The sequence below is a fragment of the Yersinia rohdei ATCC 43380 genome (assembly GCF_000173775.1).
GTDB lineage: Bacteria > Pseudomonadota > Gammaproteobacteria > Enterobacterales > Enterobacteriaceae > Yersinia > Yersinia rohdei.
Genome location: NZ_ACCD01000027.1, coordinates 1 through 18,484 on the forward strand (window position 1 = coordinate 1; position 18,484 = coordinate 18,484).

The window sequence follows — 18,484 nt, forward strand, 5'->3', positions numbered from 1 at the left end:
CCAAGGGCGAAGGAGAGTTAGACATACAGATAAATGGCCATAAAATGGCACACACTCCCGCCGAGGACAAAACCATGCCAAATAGCATGACCAAAGCGAATTCGCTTCGAGGCGTAGAAAATGACACCTAATGTGTATAACAGCCCGCCGGTTGCTAGCAGCGCCAAGCCGCCTATCTCGAGTTTTACCGCTAACTGATAAATCACAATTAGGGATAACCAGCCCATCGTGAGGTAGGTCACTAGTGACAACACTTCAAATCGGTGAGCAAAAGCCAGTTTAAATATCACCCCGATCAGTGCTAAACCCCAGATAACCGCCATCAAACCTCTCGCCAAAGGCGAATCTAGCCCCACTAAAAGAAATGGCGTGTAAGTTCCTGCTATTAAAAGATAAATGGCGCAGTGGTCAAATTTTTGTAGCCAGAGTTTTGCTTTGCGGTGAGGAATGGCGTGATATAAGGTTGATGCCAGAAACAGCAAAATGATACTGCCGCCATACAGGCTATAGCTGGTCAGAGCCTTGGTGTCCGCTCCGCTATCCACCGCTTGTACTAGCAATAACACCAAGCCGATAATACCTAAAACCACACCAATCCCATGACTGATGCTGTTGGCGATTTCTTCCGCCCACGGATACACTGGCGTGGTAGCAACCGAAGCCATCGGTGTCGCTGGTTTATTCTTCAATACTGATTTTCCTGAATATTAATAGTTATCTCATCCGATGAGCACAAAAATACTGCACCCAGCTTAACTGAGAATAATTCCAGTGTACACGTGTAAGCTTAAATAGTCTGTCAGCACATGTAACCCATTATGTTTTGGTCTTAGTTATTCAGGTTATAAATCTGACGAGTACAGATTTGAAGCAGCTGACCCCGTCTTGTAACAACAAAACCACAGCAGGGCCGAGCTGTTAACACCAGAGCTGCGCCTATTTCCCTCCGGCGAGATCCAACACACTGCCGGTGACATACGAAGCCTTCTCTGACAGCAACCAGACAATGGCTTCTGCCACTTCTTGCGGGTGGCCGCCTCGCTTCATTGGCAACAAATTTTTTACGCGATCAACTCGCCCCGGTTCACCGCCACTGGCATGTATGTCTGTATAGATTAAGCCCGGCCGCACTCCATTAACTCGGATGCCCTCGGCTGCCACTTCCAGCGACAAGCCAATGGTCAATGTATCAATCGCCCCTTTGGAGGCGGCGTAGTCCAGATATTCTCCCGGAGCGCCCAGCCGAGCGGCGGCGGAAGAGACATTAACAATCGCCCCGCCATTCCCGCCGTGGCGCAATGCCATGCGTTTGACCGCCTCGCGACTGCATAAAAAATAACCGGTCACATTGGTGGTCAGCACCCGATTAATTCGCTCGGCAGTTAGCCCTTCAATGGTGGTTTGTGGGAATAAAATACCGGCATTATTGACCAGCGCCGTGATAGGCCCGAGCTGGGATTCCAGCTTTTCAAATAGCGCGACCACCTGAAGTTCATCGGCAATATCTGCCTGTAATGCCACGGCTAGCCCACCCGCGGCAGCAATTTCGGCCACTACCTGCCGGGCCGCTTGCTCATCATTGATATAATTTACTGCCACCCGATAACCCTGATGAGCCAATAATAATGCTGTGGCGCGGCCAATGCCCCGGCTGCCGCCAGTCACTAATGCGACTTTCTTCTGCATATCCCTGCTTCCTATTTAGTGGTGAGTATTTTTCCCAAAGGATAAGAATAGCCATTGATTTAATGAATACCAATAAAACAAAAGGGCCGCTTACGCGACCCTTAAATGGCTAAAACACGGGGTTAGCGAGGAGGAATTAACCTCACCCCCACATATACCGAGCTATTCGTAATCCGCCATTGGTACACATGAGCAGAACAAATTGCGGTCGCCGTACACATCATCCAGACGTTTTACGGTCGGCCAGTATTTATTCTCAATCACTCCGGCAATCGGGAATACTGCCAGCTCGCGGCTGTAAGGATGCTGCCAATCACCCACCAGCTCAGCTTGGGTATGCGGCGCATTGACCAATGGGTTATCTGCCAGCGGCCATTCACCTTGGGCCACTTTTTCGATTTCAGCGCGGATAGCCAACATGGCGTCAATAAAGCGGTCTAGCTCAACTTTACTTTCAGATTCAGTCGGTTCCACCATCAATGTGCCCGCCACCGGGAAGGACATGGTTGGCGCATGGAAACCGAAATCAATTAATCGCTTGGCGATATCCATCTCACTGATGCCTGTCGCGTCTTTCAGTGGGCGAATGTCCAGAATACATTCATGCGCCACATGACCATCACGACCGGTATACAGCACCGGATAAGCCCCTTTTAGGCGAGTAGCAATGTAGTTGGCATTTAAAATGGCAACCTGACTGGCTTGTTTTAGGCCATCGGCCCCCATCATGCGGATGTACATCCAGCTGATAGGTAAAATTGACGCGCTACCAAATGGAGCCGCAGAAACCGCCCCTTGCTGGGTGGTCATGCCATCAATTTGCACCACACTGTGGCCGGGAACAAAAGGTGCCAAATGGGCTTTAACTCCAATTGGCCCCATGCCTGGGCCGCCACCGCCGTGAGGAATACAGAAGGTTTTATGCAAGTTAAGATGAGAAACATCTGCGCCAATATAGCCCGGCGTGGTGATCCCCACCTGAGCATTCATGTTCGCGCCATCAAGATAAACCTGGCCACCAAACTGATGAACAATCTGGCAAACTTCGCGAATAGTTTCTTCGTATACGCCGTGGGTCGATGGGTAAGTCACCATAATACAAGACAGGTCATCACCCGCCTCACCTGCTTTTTGGCGCAAATCATGCAAGTCAATATTGCCTTGTTTATCACAAGCCACCACCACCACTGACATACCGGCCATTTGCGCGGAAGCCGGGTTAGTGCCATGGGCAGAACTTGGGATCAGGCAGATATGACGGCTCGCCTGATTGCGGCTCTCATGGTAGCGGCGAATTGCCAGCAGCCCCGCGTATTCACCTTGCGCCCCAGAGTTTGGTTGCATACAAACCGCGTCATAGCCGGTCAATTGCACCAACCATTGTGACAATTGGCCAATCATCTGCTGATAACCGGCGGCTTGCTCCGGTGGGCAGAATGGGTGCAGTTCAGCAAATTCTGGCCAGGTAATGGGGATCATCTCAGCGGCAGCATTGAGTTTCATGGTGCAAGAGCCCAGCGGGATCATCGCCTGATTCAGCGCCAAATCCTTTTTCTCCAAACGATGCATATAACGCATCATTTCGGTTTCGCTGTGGTAGCGATTAAATACCGGGTGAGTCAAAATGGCGTCTTGGCGCAACATAGTTGGCTGAATTGAATGGCTATTTTGGCTCACTTTGGCATCAAGCAGATCAATATCCAAGCCGTGATTATCACCAGCTAATAAGCTAAATAAAGTCTGAATATCTTCGCGGGAAGTGGTTTCATCCAAGGTGATACCTACTGCGCCATGAATATCTGTGCGCAGATTAATACCAAAGCTCAATGCCCGAGCCAGTACCGCAGCTTTATCTTTGACTTCCACCGTCAGGGTATCGAACCAATGCTGGAAACGCAGGGTAAGGCCGGCTTGTTGCAAACCTGCGGCCAAAATATCCGTCATGCGATGAATACGACCGGCAATGCGCTGCAAGCCCTGCGGGCCATGATATACCGCATACAGGCTGGCGATATTGGCCAGTAATACCTGAGAAGTACAGATGTTAGAGTTGGCTTTTTCACGGCGAATATGTTGCTCACGAGTTTGCATCGCCATGCGCAGCGCGGTATTACCGGCAGCATCGCGTGATACCCCAATAATCCGGCCCGGCATTGAGCGTTTAAACTCGTCGCGGCAAGCAAAGAAAGCCGCATGTGGGCCACCATAGCCCATTGGCACCCCAAAACGTTGAGCTGAGCCAAAGACCACATCGGCCCCTTGCTTGCCCGGCGCAGTCAGCAGCACCAACGCCATAATATCGGCGGCAACACTGGTAATTATTTTGCGTTTTTTCAGCTCAGACAGCAGTGCGGAATAGTCGTGTAGTTCACCCGTGGTGCCCACTTGTTGCAGCAGCACACCGAAAACGCCCTCCAGCTCCAGCACTTTCTCTGCGCTATCAACAATGACTTCAAAACCAAAGGTTTCTGCACGTGTTTGCACCACATCCAAGGTTTGTGGATGCACGTCATCGGCGACGAAGAAACGGTTAGCATCTTTTAGCTTGCTGGCGCGTTTGGCCAGCGCCATAGATTCTGCCGCCGCCGTGGCTTCATCCAATAAAGAGGCAGAAGCCAGATCCAAACCGGTCAAGTCTTGTGTCAGTTGCTGGAAATTCAGCAGCGCCTCAAGACGGCCCTGAGAAACCTCAGGTTGATATGGGGTATAAGCGGTGTACCAGCCGGGATTTTCTAACATATTCCGCAGGATAACGGGTGGTGTAAGCACCGGGCTGTAGCCCATGCCGATATAAGATTTGTAGCACTGATTCTGGCAGGCGATCCCTTTAAGTTCCGCCAGCGCCTGATGTTCCGTGGCCGCATCACCCACCGGTGGCGGGCTGGGCAATTGGATATCTGCCGGAACAATCTGTTGGATTAATGCACTTAACGAGCTGGCGCCAATGGCGGCCAACATCTGTTGCTGTTGTTCAGCTGAGGAGCCGATATGGCGCTGAATAAAAGCATCGTTATGTTCAAGCTGGCTGAGATTCTGAGTCATTTGCTACAAATTCCTGAATAGGGCATGGGACGGGAAGTGGCTGACTACCCTTAGTCCTTGAAGCCGCAGGGGATTAGCTGCATTCGTTACTCGGCCCATCCTAGGCCTTGCCTCAATGAGGCCGCTGCACCCAGCGTTCAAATCTACTCCCGGCAGATTTGTCACCCGAATCACTGACTTGGGTCAGCTCATCGGGATGAGTTTGTTTGCTGCCTACCTGCGGTTCCAATGACTTTGGGTCTATTTATTTAAGAGCGTAATGGTTGCCGACAATGGAGATGCATTGCCCGAGCTCAAAATGGCAAATAAAATGGCCATAACTTCATTTACTCGTCGATAGCCGCCAAATAAGCATCGGCATCTAACAGATTGTCCAACTCGCCTTCATCAGAGGCTTTGATGCTGAACAACCAGCCATCGGTATAAGGCGCGCTGTTCACCAGTTCAGGTGAGCTTTCCAGCTCGGTATTCACGGCAATGATTTCACCGCTGATGGGCGCATAAATGTCGGAAGCCGCTTTCACTGACTCGGCAACAGCACAATCGCTGCCCGCGGAAACTTCGCTACCCACTTCTGGCAAATCAACAAACACCATGTCGCCCAGAAGCTCTTGCGCATGCTCGGTTATCCCGACGCTATACACGCCATTACCATCGGCACGAACCCACTCATGAGATGACGCATATTTTAATTCTGCTGGTACATTGCTCATTGCTGCTCCTTAAAAGGCGTAGAGCCAAAGGTGTGGCTCGTAGAATTTGAAATAATGACATTCCCTAAATAATTCGAGTTACAGGAAGGCGAACCCCAAATCACTGACATAACCATCTGATTTGGGTGATTAAACATCGCCAGCACACATGCAGCTTGAAGAATCACGGGTATAAACAAACTTACAGTGCGACCGGCTTACCCGCCCGCACAAAACCCGGTTTTGTGACCCGCACCGGCATTTCACGGTTACGAATCTGTACCACAGCGGTTTCGCCGATCCCTGCCGGTACACGGGCCAGTGCAATACTAAAACCCAATGTTGGCGAGAAGGAACCGCTGGTTATCACACCAACATGCTGATTGCCATTAGCATCAGAAAAATGCACCGGCAACTCATTACGTAATACGCCTTTTTCCGTCATAACCAAGCCGACCAGTTGCTCAGTACCTTTAGCACGTTGCTGTTCCAGTGCTGCGCGGCCAATAAACTGACGGTCTTCCGGCAGCCAGGCGACCGTCCACCCCATATTGGCGGCGAGAGGCGAAATGCCTTCATCCATTTCCTGACCATAGAGATTCATACCCGCTTCCAGACGCAAAGTGTCACGCGCGCCAAGACCCGCAGGTTTCACACCTGCAGCCAGCAGTTGTTGCCAGAATTCAACCACTTGCTCTTTTGGCAAGGCAATTTCATAACCGGCTTCACCGGTATACCCAGTGGTGGCAATAAACAAATCACCGGCTTGAATACCAAAGAATGGTTTCATTCCTGCAATTGCTTGTTGCTGTTCAGGGGTCAGTAAGGTTGCCACTTTCTGTTGTGCGGTTGGGCCTTGCACTGCAACCAGCGCCAAATCATCACGCACTGTCACGTCAACCTGATAAGGCTCGGCATGCTGAGTTATCCACTCCAAGTCTTTATCGCGGGTCGCGGAGTTAACCACTAAGCGGAAATAGTCTTCGCGCAGGAAGTAAACAATCAAATCATCAATAACACCGCCAGACGCATTCAGCATCCCGGTGTAGAGGGCTTTGCCCGGTTGGGTCAGTTTGGCAACATCATTGGCTAACAGATAGCGTAGGAATTCACGGGTACGTGCACCGTGCAGATCGACAATGGTCATGTGCGAGACATCGAACATACCGGCATCGGTACGTACAACATGGTGTTCGTCGATTTGGGAACCATAATGCAGTGGCATCATCCAACCATGAAAATCTACCATGCGTGCACCGCACGCCACGTGTTGGTCATACAGCGGGGTCTGCTTAGCCATTTCTTCCCTCAAACAGTTTCAAGTAATGAGTGTTTGGTATCGGTACTCTAAATCACCCTAAACAGGCCGCTACGCAAACGATACCTTTTACCCAACGTTAACACTGAATTTACCCGGTAACCATAAGGTAAAATAGGCAATAGCACAGAGTAGAAAGGTAAAAGGCAGGGGTATTATGCAGAGTTTTTCACTGTAAAAATGCGCCAAAAGACACACAATTAACAATCGGACAGTAAAAACAGCGATATTATATAACTAAATAACCAAAACTCTGTTTGATTCAACTTTTCAGGTTTCAGCTATAGGTGAAAAAAACTAATGCGAAAAACGTGTTGAAATTAGATTATTTCAACTGAGAGGAAGTTATCTGCGCCATAACTATGCCAATGGGCGTAATGGTGCGGGCAGAGTTTACCGATACGGACAGGATTTAGCGCTACAAGCCGTCTTTACTCATAAATCACGGCAGACAGCGCGCAGACAAAACTGATGCAGTTGAAACGCCCTGTTAGTTAGGGCGGCTCATCAGAGTGAGTGCTGCGAATTAACCGGAGCCTACCCCAGCACCTTATAATTCAGGATTTCTGGGGATGTCGAGCACAGCCCTAAGTCAAAATGCCCAATAAAACAGCCTTATTGGGCCAGTTCTAGCCAGTCGGGTAAATCATTTAACCCCATCGCTTGACGAACTAACTGCGGTTTTACCCCCGGCAAGTTATCAGCCAGTGTTAACCCAATATCACGCAACAGTTTTTTCGCCGGATTGCTGCCAGCAAAGAGTGAGCGGAACCCCTGCATACTGGCGAGCATCACAGCAGCGCTGTGTTTACGACGGCGTTCATAACGGCGCAGATAAAGATGTTGGCCGATATCTTTGCCCTGACGTTGTAAACGCCGCAGCTCAGAAACCAACTCGGCAGCATCCATAAAGCCCAGATTAACACCCTGCCCAGCCAGAGGATGGACGGTATGGGCAGCATCGCCTACCAGCGCCAACCGATGTGCCGCAAAACTGCGGGCATAGCGCCCAGTCAGCGGGAAGGTCTGGCGCTCGCTTGCAAGCTGACATGCCCCCAACCGCATATCAAATGCCATTCCCAGCTCACGGTTAAATTGCTCGGCCGTTACAGCGGCTAATTCATCAGCCCGCTCAGGCGGCAATGACCAGACAATTGAACTGAGATGGGGATCACTACAAGGTAGGAAAGCCAGAATTCCATCACCATGAAACACCTGGCGCGCCGTGACTTGGTGGGCTTCTTCAGTGCGAATTGTTGCCACTAAAGCCTTATGGGCATAATCCCAAAATGTCAGCGGGATATCCGCCTGCTGTCGCAACCAAGAGTTAGCGCCATCTGCGCCAACGACCAGCTTGGCACTGAGCATCCTGTCATCTGTTAAGGTGATAAATGCCTCACTTTCGCCCCAAGCCACTTGTTTAATACTGGCTGGCGCTAGCAGTGTGACATCAGCCAGTTGGCAAGCTCGCTGCCACAGCGCCTGCTGAATCACCCGGTTTTCGATGATATGCCCAAGATGACTGAAACCGTATTCATCGGCGTGGAAGGCAATTTTGCCAAAGCTGTCTTTATCCCAGACTTCCATGCCGCTATAGGGGCTGGCCCGCAGCGCCAGAATGCTGTCCCACACGCCAATTTTTTGCAGTAAGCGCTCACTGGCGGCATTGATGGCCGAAACCCGCAGTGCTAGCTCACCAACCACTGGAGCAGATAGCGTTTCTTGGACAGGTTGATGCTCCAGAATGGCAATACGCAGGCCACTGCCTTGTAAGCCGCAAGCCAGTGCCAGGCCGACCATTCCGCCACCAACTATAGCCACATCATATGATTGCATTCAGATACATTCCTATAATAAATACTAACTTTGTCTACCCCATAGATTTCAGCGGGCAGGAAGACGGCAAACGAGATTATCCCGATGAGCTTACCTCAGTAAGTGATTCGGGGGTCGGGAGCTGCCAACACACTGATGAAGGGTAGACAAAGTTAGCGCTTAACCCATCCTAACGTCCGCTTAGCAAAAGCATCACGAATGCCAGGCATCAGTTCCATTGACATCAGAGCAAGGTTGCGCCCGACCACCAGCGGCCCATAGCGGTTGGCAAACAGGTGAATTAACCCGTCCGTCACTCCAATAGTGGCCTGTTGATCTTGCTGTCGTCGCTGCTGATAGTGGCTGAGCACCCCATAATCGCCGGGATCAGTGCCCGCTTGTGCAATAGTTTCCGCCAGCGACATCACATCGCGCAGACCAAGATTAAATCCCTGACCGGCAATCGGATGCAGTGTTTGGGCCGCATTGCCAACTAATGCCAGACGATGGCTAACATGGCGCGAAGCCGTCAACAGCCGCAGTGGGTAACTGTAGCGTTGGCCCGCATGAAGAAACTTCCCTAAACGCCAACCAAAAGCCTGCTGTAATTCCGCCAAAAAACGGGCATCGTCCCAACTATCTACCTGCTGCTTTTCTGCTTGAGCATGACACCAAACCAGCGAGCTGCGCCCTTGAGACATCGGCAATAATGCTAATGGCCCATGGCGAGTAAAGCGCTCGAAAGCACGACCATTGGGCAGTTCAGAAGTGGTGACATTAGCAATCACCGCAATCTGTTGATAATCCTGCTGCTGCCATTGCACATGACAAGCTTGGGCTAATGCTGAATGAGATCCATCTGCCGCCACCAATAATTTGGCGCTCAGCTGTTGGCCGTTATCCAGTGTCACACTGGCTGATTCTGCGGTGCGAACCACATCAACCACGGTTGCAGGGCAATGCAGAGTGACACCCGGCGCCTGCTGTAACAAGGCAAATAGCCGCTTACCGGCATCGTGCAATTCAATAACCTGACCCAATGCCGCAACACGATAATCTTGCGCCCGCAAATTCACGAAACCGGAATGCCCACTATCACTGACGTGAACATGTTCAATCGCGGTGGCGCAATCGGCCAATGCCGACCAGATACCAATGCTATCTAGCTGCTGACAAGTTCCCTGCGCCAGTGCAATGGCTCTGGCATCAAATCCCGGATGCTTACGGGTATCGGGTTGCAGGGCTTCCACCAGCGCCACCGGCATCGCCCCTTTTGTAAGGGCGGAAATAGCCAACGCCAGTGTTGCACCGGCCATACCGCCACCGACAATTATCACACTCATCAGTGCGCTCGTGCCGACATAAGTGCTTCAATAGCATCGGGATCTTTTATCACACTGGCCGTCAAGTTTTCGTTGCCGTCAGCCGTTATCACGATGTCATCTTCAATACGAATACCAATACCACGATATTGCGGCGGCACATCTGCATCCGGCGCGATATACAGACCGGGTTCAATGGTCAGCACCATACCGGGTTCAAGAATACGCCCACGATCGCTATTGCTGTAATCGCCGACATCATGCACATCCAGCCCCAGCCAATGGCTCAAACCGTGCATAAAGAATGGCCGATGCGCCTGTTCCACAATAAGCTGTTCGATATCGCCTTTCAAAATGCCCAAATTGACCAAGCCAGAAATCATAATTCGCACCACCTGCTCGGTGACTTCGCGGATGCTGGTTCCGGGCCGGTACAATTCCAGCGATTTATTAATGGACGCCAGCACGATGTCGTATATCGCCCGCTGCGCCGGTGTAAATTTGCCGTTAACCGGGAAAGTGCGCGTGATATCACCGGCATAGCCCTGATATTCACAGCCGGCATCAATCAGCACCAATTCACCGTCCCGCAACTCACACTCATTTTCGGTGTAATGCAGAATGCAGCCGTTTTCACCCCCGCCGACAATGGTGTTATATGCCGGATAGCGCGCGCCATGACGGGTAAACTCATGCAGAATTTCCCCTTCCAGCTGGTACTCGAACATCCCCGGACGGCATCTTTCCATCGCGCGGGTATGGGCCATTGCGCTGATTTCACCGGCACGGCGCAGCACCGCAATTTCTTCCTCTGACTTAAACAGGCGCATTTCATGCAGCCAAGGCCGCCAGTCAGTTAAGGTTGCGGGGGCGCGAAGATTTTTACGAAAACCGTTACGTAATTTTTCCAGGGCGGAAAAAACAATCTTGTCCGCATAATCATACTGACCTTGCGCGTGATAAATCACATCAAGGCGATTAAGCAGCAAATAGAGTTGTTCGTTGATTTCATCAAAAGGTAAGGCGCGGTCAACCCCCAACTTGGCGGGAGCAGCCTCTTGCCCTAAGCGGCGGCCAAACCAGATTTCTGCGGTTAAATCTCGCACCCGGTTGAACAGCACACTGTGGTTATGAGTCTCGTCACTTTTCACCAGAATCAGTACCGCTTCCGGCTCATTAAAGCCAGTCAGGTAGCTAAAATCGCTATTCTGCCGATAAGGATATTCAGAATCCGCACTGCGCGTAGCTTCAGGCGCGGCAAAAAAAATGGCAGCACTGCCTGGAGCCATCTTCGCCAACAGTGCCTGACGGCGATTCTGGTATTCTTGTTGAGTCATTACACCCTCCTGAATTATCCGGTTTTCATCATTCAAAACATCACATTGGTTGGTTTAGTGTAATGTCGGCTTACGTACTTCTGGGGCGGTGGGTTTTTCTTGTGTAAATTCGATATGGCACAAGATAGCCGCAACACGCACATACTCAATAACTTCTTCCAATGATTGGGCCAGTTCTTCTTGATCTTCATCTTCGTCATACCCTAACTGAGCGATATTACGTAAATCATCAATGGCTTCACCCACTTCGTCTTTCACTTGCGCCAATTTAGGTTGCAGCATACCAAGACCTAACAGGAAATGGTTTACCCAACCTGATAATGCATCCGCACGGTCAAAAACGGTGACGCCATCCCCTTCAGGGATCAACAACTGGAACATAAAACCTTCATTCTCCAGTGCTTCTTGTGTTGCTTCATGTAACTGTTGTAACGGTAAATCCAGGCTTTGTGAAAAGGCCATCCCGTCATTGGTCAGGTCATGCACCAGAGTGCGCCAACCATCGTCTTTACTGCCGCCACATAGCATGCCGCTGATTAAGCCATGCATTTCAGCGGGGGTTAATGCCACTGCTTGCTGGTTCAATGCCAGGGCAAGTGATTGGTAAGTTGGTAATGTATTCTCTATAGACATGCGTATTGGTCATCGTTGGCAGGATAAGTTCGTGTTATGCTACCATCAAGAAAGGTCGCTATACCAGAAAACGCAACGCTATATACCCTATAGATTTCAAGATTCAGGAAGGCGGCAAACGAGAAAATCCCGCAGAACTTACTAAAATAAGTGGTTCGGGTGAGCGAGTGCAGCCAACACTTCTGCAACATGGAAGATGACGGGTATAAAGGGGTTGTATCTTGGTATCGAGGTATATATAGTGACGCCCGCTTTGCTACTACGAGCAATTTGCCTCTGGTTTTCAGGGCTGGCGCGAAATTAGTCAGGAAGGTCGCATGTCTGCACAACCGGTAGATATACAAGTTTTTGGTCGCTCGTTAAGGGTTAATTGCCCGCCAGAACAACAAGATGCATTAAACATGGCAGCAGAAGATCTTAACCAACGGTTGCAAGATCTGAAAGTTCGCACTAGAGTCACCAATACTGAGCAGTTAGTTTTTATCGCGGCATTGAACGTATGTCACGAATTGGCTCAGGAAAGATTGAAAACCCGTGACTATGCTTCCAATATGGAGCAACGTATTCGGATGTTACAACAGACCATTGAGCAGGCATTGCTTGAACAAGGTCGCATCTCTGAACGTCAAGATGCACAATTTGAATAAATCTCTGTTGAATGATAGATTCTACAGTGAGTAAAGAATTTCTCTGAGGTGTTTGCCAGCGGGCCAGTCCCCTGAGCCGATATTTAATACCAACAGAATGTAGTGCCTCCGTAACTGGTGCGCATGCTCGGTTCGCCGAGAAGCCTTAAGGTTGCGACGCTGCGTTCACCTTGAACCATGGGTTCAAGGGTTACAGCCTGCGGCGGCATCTCGGAGATCCCTTTCTTATCGTGTAACCGGTATTGTCGGTTATCGCGTTCGTTTTATATCGGCAGTTTCATCCTCATTTCAGTCAGCAAGCTGTTTTTAAGTCAATGACATGCATTTTGATCCGCAACATGCCGTTGAGCGGCAAAAAGTTCGCAATGAAATTCGTGAGCGTCGGCGTCTGTTGACTCCCGAGCAACAACAGCTGTCTGCCCATCTCGCCGCCCAGCACATCATTTCCCATCACAAAATTCAGCAAGCCAATACCGTGGCGATATTTCTCTCTTTTGATGGTGAACTGGATACCGCCCCAACTATCGAACTGCTGTGGCAGCAGAAAAAACAGGTTTATCTCCCAGTGCTCCATCCTTTCAGCCCCGGCAATTTGCTGTTTCTTCATTATCGCCCTGATAGCCAACTGATACGTAATCGCTTAAAAATTCTTGAACCTCAATTAGATGTGCGCAACGTACTACCCTTAAACCGGCTAGATGTGGTGATAACCCCGCTGGTGGCATTTGATAATGTTGGCCAACGTTTAGGGATGGGGGGCGGATTTTATGACCGCACACTGCAACACTGGCAGCAAGGTGGCCCCTATCCTATTGGCTTGGCCCATGATTGCCAGCGAGTAGAATATTTACCTAGTGAATATTGGGATGTGCCGTTGCCCGAAATTGTGACACCGGAAAAAGTCTGGCAGTGGCCGATTGAGTCTTCAGCATAAAAAAACACCCGAAATCTTGCGATAACAGGTGTTCAGGTATTTCTTAATAATTTAGATGCTACATACCCAAAGACATTGACGTTGCAGCCAGCTAACAACGCTACAACGCCAGAACGGAGAGTATATTAGTAAAGCAAACGCGCGCGAATTGTCCCTGGGATGGCCTTCATCGCCTGCAATGCTTTTTCTGCATTTTCCGCATCATCAGTTTCAACGTCGATAACGACATAACCAATTTCAGCGCTGGTTTGCAAATACTGGGCGGCAATGTTGACGTTCTGCTCAGCAAAGATTTTGTTAATGCTGGTCAGAATACCGGGGCGATTCTCATGGATATGCAGCAAGCGGCGGGTATTATCGCCATGCGCCGGCAGAGAAACCTCTGGGAAGTTAACCGCAGACAGCGTAGAGCCGTTGTCAGAATACTTCGCCAGCTTACCGGCAACTTCATCACCGATATTTTCCTGCGCTTCCTGAGTGGAACCACCAATATGCGGGGTCAATAACACATTATCAAACTCACATAATGGTGAATTGAACGGGTCTTTATTGGTGGCCGGTTCTTCAGGGAATACGTCAATTGCTGCACCGGCGATATGGTTGCTCGCCAGAGCTTCGCACAGTGCCGGGATATCTACCACAGTACCGCGTGAGGCGTTAATCAGCATTGCACCGGGCTTCATCAGCGCCAACTGCTCAGGGCCAATCATATTTTTGGTGGAGTGATTTTCCGGCACATGCAAGCTAATCACGTCACTCATATTCAGTAAATCAGACAGGTGACGAACCTGCTGGGCATTCCCTAACGACAGCTTATTTTCGATATCGTAGAAGAATACTTTCATACCAACACTTTCAGCCAGAATACCCAGCTGAGTACCAATATGACCATAACCTATGATACCCAGTTTCTTGCCACGGGCTTCATAAGAGCCTACCGCCAGCTTATTCCATTCGCCACGGTGAGCTTTGGCGTTAGCCGATGGAATGCCTCGGAACATCAGCAGCAACTCGCCCAGCACCATTTCGGCAACTGAACGGGTATTGGAGAAAGGCGCATTGAATACCGGCACACCGCGTTTGGTCGCCGCCTTTAAATCAACCTGATTGGTGCCGATACAGAAGCACCCTACTGCAACCAATTTTTCTGCTGCAGCAAAAACTTCTTCGGACAGATGCGTGCGCGAACGGATCCCGACGAAGTGAGCATCACGAATAGATTCTTTCAGTGATTCGGTGTCTAAGGCACCTTTGTGATATTCAATATTGCTATAACCGGCTGCACGCAGATTATCAACCGTGCTCTGGTGCACCCCTTCCACTAACAGAAACTTAATTCTGTCTTTCTCCAGTGATACTTTTGCCATGTCCCCGACCCTATTTTCAGACTTCAGATGTGGCTGCCGATATCGAATGAATCGGGTCAGCACCCTGTCAACATAACAAATATTACGCGGGCGGCAATACAAACGATTGCTTACCTACCAGCATAACAAGCAGTGCAAATGTTAATTTATAGAATAAAAAACTAGCTAAAAGAGGGTTATTGGCAGGTTAAGAAAATGAAATGAGCAAATGTGATATATATCACCAAATTTAACCATTTTAAGAAAAGATATTTAAAGACAAAAATTATTAGGGCGGAGGTCATACCCCACCCCTGAAAAAAGCTTAGCCGATCACTTTAGCACGACAGTTTTCACGCCCTCGGCAGTACCAATCAGTGCGACATCGGCTCCACGATTGGCAAACAGCCCAACAGTGACAACACCAGCTATCCCATTGATTTTATTCTCTAATGCAATTGCATCCAGAATAGTCAAATTATGCACATCCAAAATAACGTTGCCGTTATCCGTCAGGACATTTTGGCGATATTCAGGTAACCCACCCAGTTTAACCAGTTCACGGGCAACATAGGAACGGGCCATCGGGATAACTTCGACGGGCAGTGGGAATTTACCCAAAACATCAACCTGCTTGGATGCATCAGCGATACAAATAAATTTACGGGCGATGGCGGCAATAATTTTCTCGCGGGTTAGCGCAGCCCCCCCGCCTTTGATCATCTGCATCTGACCATTAATTTCATCAGCGCCATCGACATAAATATCCAGCACATCAACATCGTTGCAATCAAACACCTGAATACCATAACTTTTCAGCTTGGCGGTAGAGGCATCTGAGCTGGAAACCGCCCCTTCAATTTGATGTTTGATGGAGCCGAGGGCATCAATAAAATGTGCCGCAGTAGAGCCGGTACCAACCCCGACAATAGTGCCGGGTTTGACATAATCTAATGCTGCCCAGCCCACTGCTTTTTTAAGTTCATCCTGAGTCATGGTGAGTTCACGCCTTGATGTGAAAGAAAACCTGCAACCATTATAGAACATATAAGTTAGAAATCTTCGCAATAAAGCCCACTTATCCTGCTGTTACTTCTAGTGAGATCACAGTTATACCGACTGCTGACAAAATTGATTAGAGGGGAAATCGGCCAGAGGGTCGCCATGGTGTTAAGTCGCCGGCGCGCCCGTCGATATAATCGCCCTGACTCACTCGGGATGATAATGCCGCTTTGCCATCAAACGCATAGTTGCCTATTTGTGACGGGCACTTTGGCATTCCAGGATAGATAAATGATTAAAATGTGGCATAGTGCGGTATTAATTTAATATTTGGAGATATGACTCCGATGAAACGCCCAGACTACCGTACGCTACAAGCGCTGGACGCGGTGATCCGTGAACGCGGTTTTGAACGCGCGGCACAAAAACTCTGCATCACCCAATCGGCGGTATCTCAACGCATTAAGCAGCTAGAGAATCTGTTCGGTCAGCCACTGTTGGTGCGCACTGTGCCACCACGCCCGACTGAGCAAGGGCAGAAGCTGCTCGCATTACTGCATCAGGTTGAATTGCTGGAAGAAGAGTGGCTCGGCAATGACAATGGGGGTGATACGCCGCTGTTGCTGTCACTGGCGGTTAACGCCGACAGTCTGGCAACCTGGCTGCTCCCGGCACTAAAACCGGTGCTAGCAGATTCTCCTATTCGGCTGAATTTGCAAGTTGAAGATGAAACCCGAACACAAGAGCGGTTACGCCGCGGTGAGGTGGTGGGTGCGGTCAGTATCCAGCCCCAACCGCTACCGAGCTGTTTAGTCGATCAACTGGGGGCGCTGGATTACCTGTTTGTAGCATCCAAACCCTTTGCGGATCGCTATTTTCCTAATGGAGTGACCCGCTCAGCATTACTGAAAGCCCCTGCCGTGGCCTTTGACCATTTGGATGATATGCATCAGGCGTTTTTGCAGCAGAACTTCGATTTATCGCCTGGAAGTGTACCCTGCCATATTGTTAACTCGTCAGAAGCCTTTGTGCAGTTGGCAAGGCAAGGCACCACCTGTTGTATGATCCCGCATCTGCAAATCGAAAAAGAATTGGCATCAGGTGAGCTGATTGATTTGACGCCGGGATTATTGCAACGGCGCATGCTGTTCTGGCACAGATTTGCCCCAGAAAGCCGGACAATGAGAAAGGTCACTGACGCCCTGTTATCTTACGGGCGTCAGGTATTACGGCAAGATTAGCTTATTTGGCAGCAGCAGGAGTGCTGGCGCGGGTTTGCAGCTCAAATACCACATCAACTTGATCATCAAAATGGATGGTTTGTTGTTCGTAAGTTTGGGCGGCATCATTAGCCGGTGCCGCTTCAGCGCTCTTGAACATGCGGGCTACCGGCATGGGCTGGTAGTTAGCCACATGATAGCGAATACTGTAAACTGGCCCCAGTTTAACTTTAAATCCTTCAGCTAAAGAACCGGCCTGGCTAATGGCATTTTCGATGGCTTTTTTACGTGCTTGCTCGCGGTAAGTCTCTGGGTTGGCCACCCCCAACTCGACAGCACGAATCTCATTCAGACCTGATTTTAGCGCCCCATCCAACAAATCATTTAATTTATCAAGCTGGCGCAGTGTTACCTGAACCTGACGCACCGCTCGGTAGCCTTTCAATACGGCCTCACCGGTTTTCTGGTAATCGTATTCAGGTTGAGTGCGAATATTGGCAGCATTGATATCTTTTTTATCAATGCCACTTTTACGTAAGAAATCAAAATATTGCGCGACGCGGGTATCTGCCTGCTTTTTGGCATCAGCAGCATCTTTGGCAGAAACGCTGACCTCAATAGCAATAGTGGCAATATCCGGGGTCGCATCCACACTGGCAGTACCGGAGGTGACAACATGCGGCCCTTCTGGCACTTCGGCGGCTTGAACTTGCAGCGCCAAAGGTAACGTCCCTAATCCCATCATTGCGGCCAAAGCCAATGTCTTCAACTTCACGGAAGCCTCCTAAAATGCATGTCTGATAACAGTATAAACACATCAACCGTAGCATATCTTAGAGGGCATGGGATTCAGATTAATGATAAAAACTCACAGATTTAACCCCTGTCGCGCTAACTGAAAAGCAATAAACCACATCACGCCCCCCACCAGTAAATTAATCACCCGCTGTGAGGTGGGGCGGTTAAGCCAGGGCGATAACCATGCCGCCAGTAGCGCCAGTGCAAAAAACCAGACCACCGAGGCACTCACAGCACCAAAAGCAAACCAGGGCCGGACATCAGGCAATAACTGACCGCCAAGGCTCCCCAACACCACAAAGGTATCCAGATAAACATGCGGATTAAGCCAGGTCACGGCTAATAGTGTCACAATAATGCGCCAGCGCCCCTGTGTGCTGGCACCTGCAGCTGATGAGGCGCTATCCCCCCGCCATGCAGCCATTATCGCGCCAAAGCCATACCACAGCAGAAAAGCCACGCCTCCCCAAGTGACCAGTGCCAATAGCAATGGCGAGCGGCTCAGTAAGGCACTGCCACCAAAAATACCGGCGCAAATCAATATGATGTCGCTAAGGGCGCAGAGCCCGGCACTCATTAAATGGTGTTGCCGCTTAATCCCCTGATTCATCACAAAAGCATTTTGTGGCCCGAGGGGCAAAATCATGGCGGCACTGAGAGCAAAACCCTGTAAATAGACAGCTAACATACTG

General features: G+C 49.9%; 16 protein-coding genes and 1 other RNA gene. 4 read left to right on the top strand and 13 right to left on the bottom strand.

The features are described from left to right. Nucleotides 1-17 precede the first annotated feature (17 nt). The 9 genes from trhA to YROHD0001_RS03765 form a co-directional block, all read right to left on the bottom strand. Nucleotides 18-665 (bottom strand): PAQR family membrane homeostasis protein TrhA, encoded by a 648-nt coding sequence (gene trhA, locus YROHD0001_RS03800; RefSeq protein ID WP_004715952.1) that lies wholly within the window; start codon nt 663-665, stop codon nt 18-20. Nucleotides 666-936: 271 nt separating this feature from the next. Beyond that, nucleotides 937-1,686, bottom strand: coding sequence for an SDR family oxidoreductase (locus tag YROHD0001_RS03795; RefSeq protein ID WP_004715953.1), 750 nt, complete (start codon nt 1,684-1,686; stop codon nt 937-939). Nucleotides 1,687-1,848: 162 nt separating this feature from the next. Continuing rightward, complete coding sequence (gcvP, locus tag YROHD0001_RS03790) at nt 1,849-4,728, bottom strand: aminomethyl-transferring glycine dehydrogenase (RefSeq protein WP_004715954.1); 2,880 nt, start codon at nt 4,726-4,728, stop codon at nt 1,849-1,851. Between the two features lie 326 nt (nt 4,729-5,054). Next, a complete protein-coding gene (gene gcvH, locus YROHD0001_RS03785) occupies nt 5,055-5,441 on the bottom strand; it encodes a glycine cleavage system protein GcvH (RefSeq protein ID WP_004715956.1) in 387 nt (128 codons plus the stop codon). Between the two features lie 181 nt (nt 5,442-5,622). Continuing rightward, nucleotides 5,623-6,720 carry a glycine cleavage system aminomethyltransferase GcvT gene (gene gcvT, locus YROHD0001_RS03780; RefSeq protein WP_004715957.1) on the bottom strand — a complete coding sequence of 366 codons (1,098 nt, stop codon included), beginning with the start codon at nt 6,718-6,720 and terminating at the stop codon, nt 5,623-5,625. A gap of 633 nt (nt 6,721-7,353) precedes the next feature. Next, complete coding sequence (gene ubiI / locus YROHD0001_RS03775; protein WP_004715959.1) at nt 7,354-8,574, bottom strand: FAD-dependent 2-octaprenylphenol hydroxylase; 1,221 nt, start codon at nt 8,572-8,574, stop codon at nt 7,354-7,356. 152 nt (nt 8,575-8,726) lie between these two features. Then, nucleotides 8,727-9,896 (bottom strand): 2-octaprenyl-6-methoxyphenyl hydroxylase, encoded by a 1,170-nt coding sequence (gene ubiH / locus YROHD0001_RS0118445; protein ID WP_032817646.1) that lies wholly within the window; start codon nt 9,894-9,896, stop codon nt 8,727-8,729. Then, nucleotides 9,896-11,212, bottom strand: a complete 1,317-nt coding sequence (pepP, locus tag YROHD0001_RS03770; protein WP_032817647.1) for a Xaa-Pro aminopeptidase — start codon at nt 11,210-11,212, stop codon at nt 9,896-9,898. The genes ubiH and pepP overlap by 1 nt, the downstream gene beginning before the upstream one ends. A 54-nt stretch (nt 11,213-11,266) precedes the next feature. Next, entirely contained in the window at nt 11,267-11,845 is a 579-nt protein-coding gene (locus tag YROHD0001_RS03765; RefSeq protein WP_004715961.1) for a YecA/YgfB family protein, read from the bottom strand. Between the two features lie 317 nt (nt 11,846-12,162). Here YROHD0001_RS03765 and zapA point away from each other — a divergent pair, with 317 nt between their 5' ends. From zapA to YROHD0001_RS03755, 3 genes are all read left to right on the top strand, one after another. After that, complete coding sequence (zapA, locus tag YROHD0001_RS03760; RefSeq protein ID WP_004715962.1) at nt 12,163-12,492, top strand: cell division protein ZapA; 330 nt, start codon at nt 12,163-12,165, stop codon at nt 12,490-12,492. A gap of 37 nt (nt 12,493-12,529) precedes the next feature. After that, nucleotides 12,530-12,713: non-coding RNA, 6S RNA (gene ssrS / locus YROHD0001_RS19780), on the top strand. Nucleotides 12,714-12,811: 98 nt separating this feature from the next. Continuing rightward, nucleotides 12,812-13,426, top strand: a complete 615-nt coding sequence (locus YROHD0001_RS03755; RefSeq protein WP_004715963.1) for a 5-formyltetrahydrofolate cyclo-ligase — start codon at nt 12,812-12,814, stop codon at nt 13,424-13,426. Nucleotides 13,427-13,551: 125 nt separating this feature from the next. On the opposite strand, the gene serA is transcribed toward YROHD0001_RS03755, so the two are convergent. Both serA and rpiA read right to left on the bottom strand, forming a co-directional pair. Next, nucleotides 13,552-14,793 carry a phosphoglycerate dehydrogenase gene (serA, locus tag YROHD0001_RS03750; RefSeq protein WP_004715964.1) on the bottom strand — a complete coding sequence of 414 codons (1,242 nt, stop codon included), beginning with the start codon at nt 14,791-14,793 and terminating at the stop codon, nt 13,552-13,554. Nucleotides 14,794-15,105: 312 nt separating this feature from the next. Beyond that, nucleotides 15,106-15,768 (bottom strand): ribose-5-phosphate isomerase RpiA, encoded by a 663-nt coding sequence (gene rpiA / locus YROHD0001_RS03745; protein ID WP_004715965.1) that lies wholly within the window; start codon nt 15,766-15,768, stop codon nt 15,106-15,108. A gap of 353 nt (nt 15,769-16,121) precedes the next feature. Here rpiA and YROHD0001_RS03740 point away from each other — a divergent pair, with 353 nt between their 5' ends. Continuing rightward, nucleotides 16,122-17,015, top strand: coding sequence for a LysR family transcriptional regulator ArgP (locus YROHD0001_RS03740; RefSeq protein ID WP_004715966.1), 894 nt, complete (start codon nt 16,122-16,124; stop codon nt 17,013-17,015). A 1-nt stretch (nt 17,016) separates the two neighbouring features. Here YROHD0001_RS03740 and YROHD0001_RS03735 read toward each other — a convergent pair whose 3' ends face one another. Together YROHD0001_RS03735 and argO are read right to left on the bottom strand one after the other, a co-directional pair. Then, entirely contained in the window at nt 17,017-17,769 is a 753-nt protein-coding gene (locus YROHD0001_RS03735; protein WP_004715967.1) for an oxidative stress defense protein, read from the bottom strand. 93 nt (nt 17,770-17,862) lie between these two features. Beyond that, entirely contained in the window at nt 17,863-18,480 is a 618-nt protein-coding gene (gene argO, locus YROHD0001_RS03730; RefSeq protein ID WP_004715968.1) for an arginine exporter ArgO, read from the bottom strand. Between the last annotated feature and the right edge of the window lie 4 nt (nt 18,481-18,484).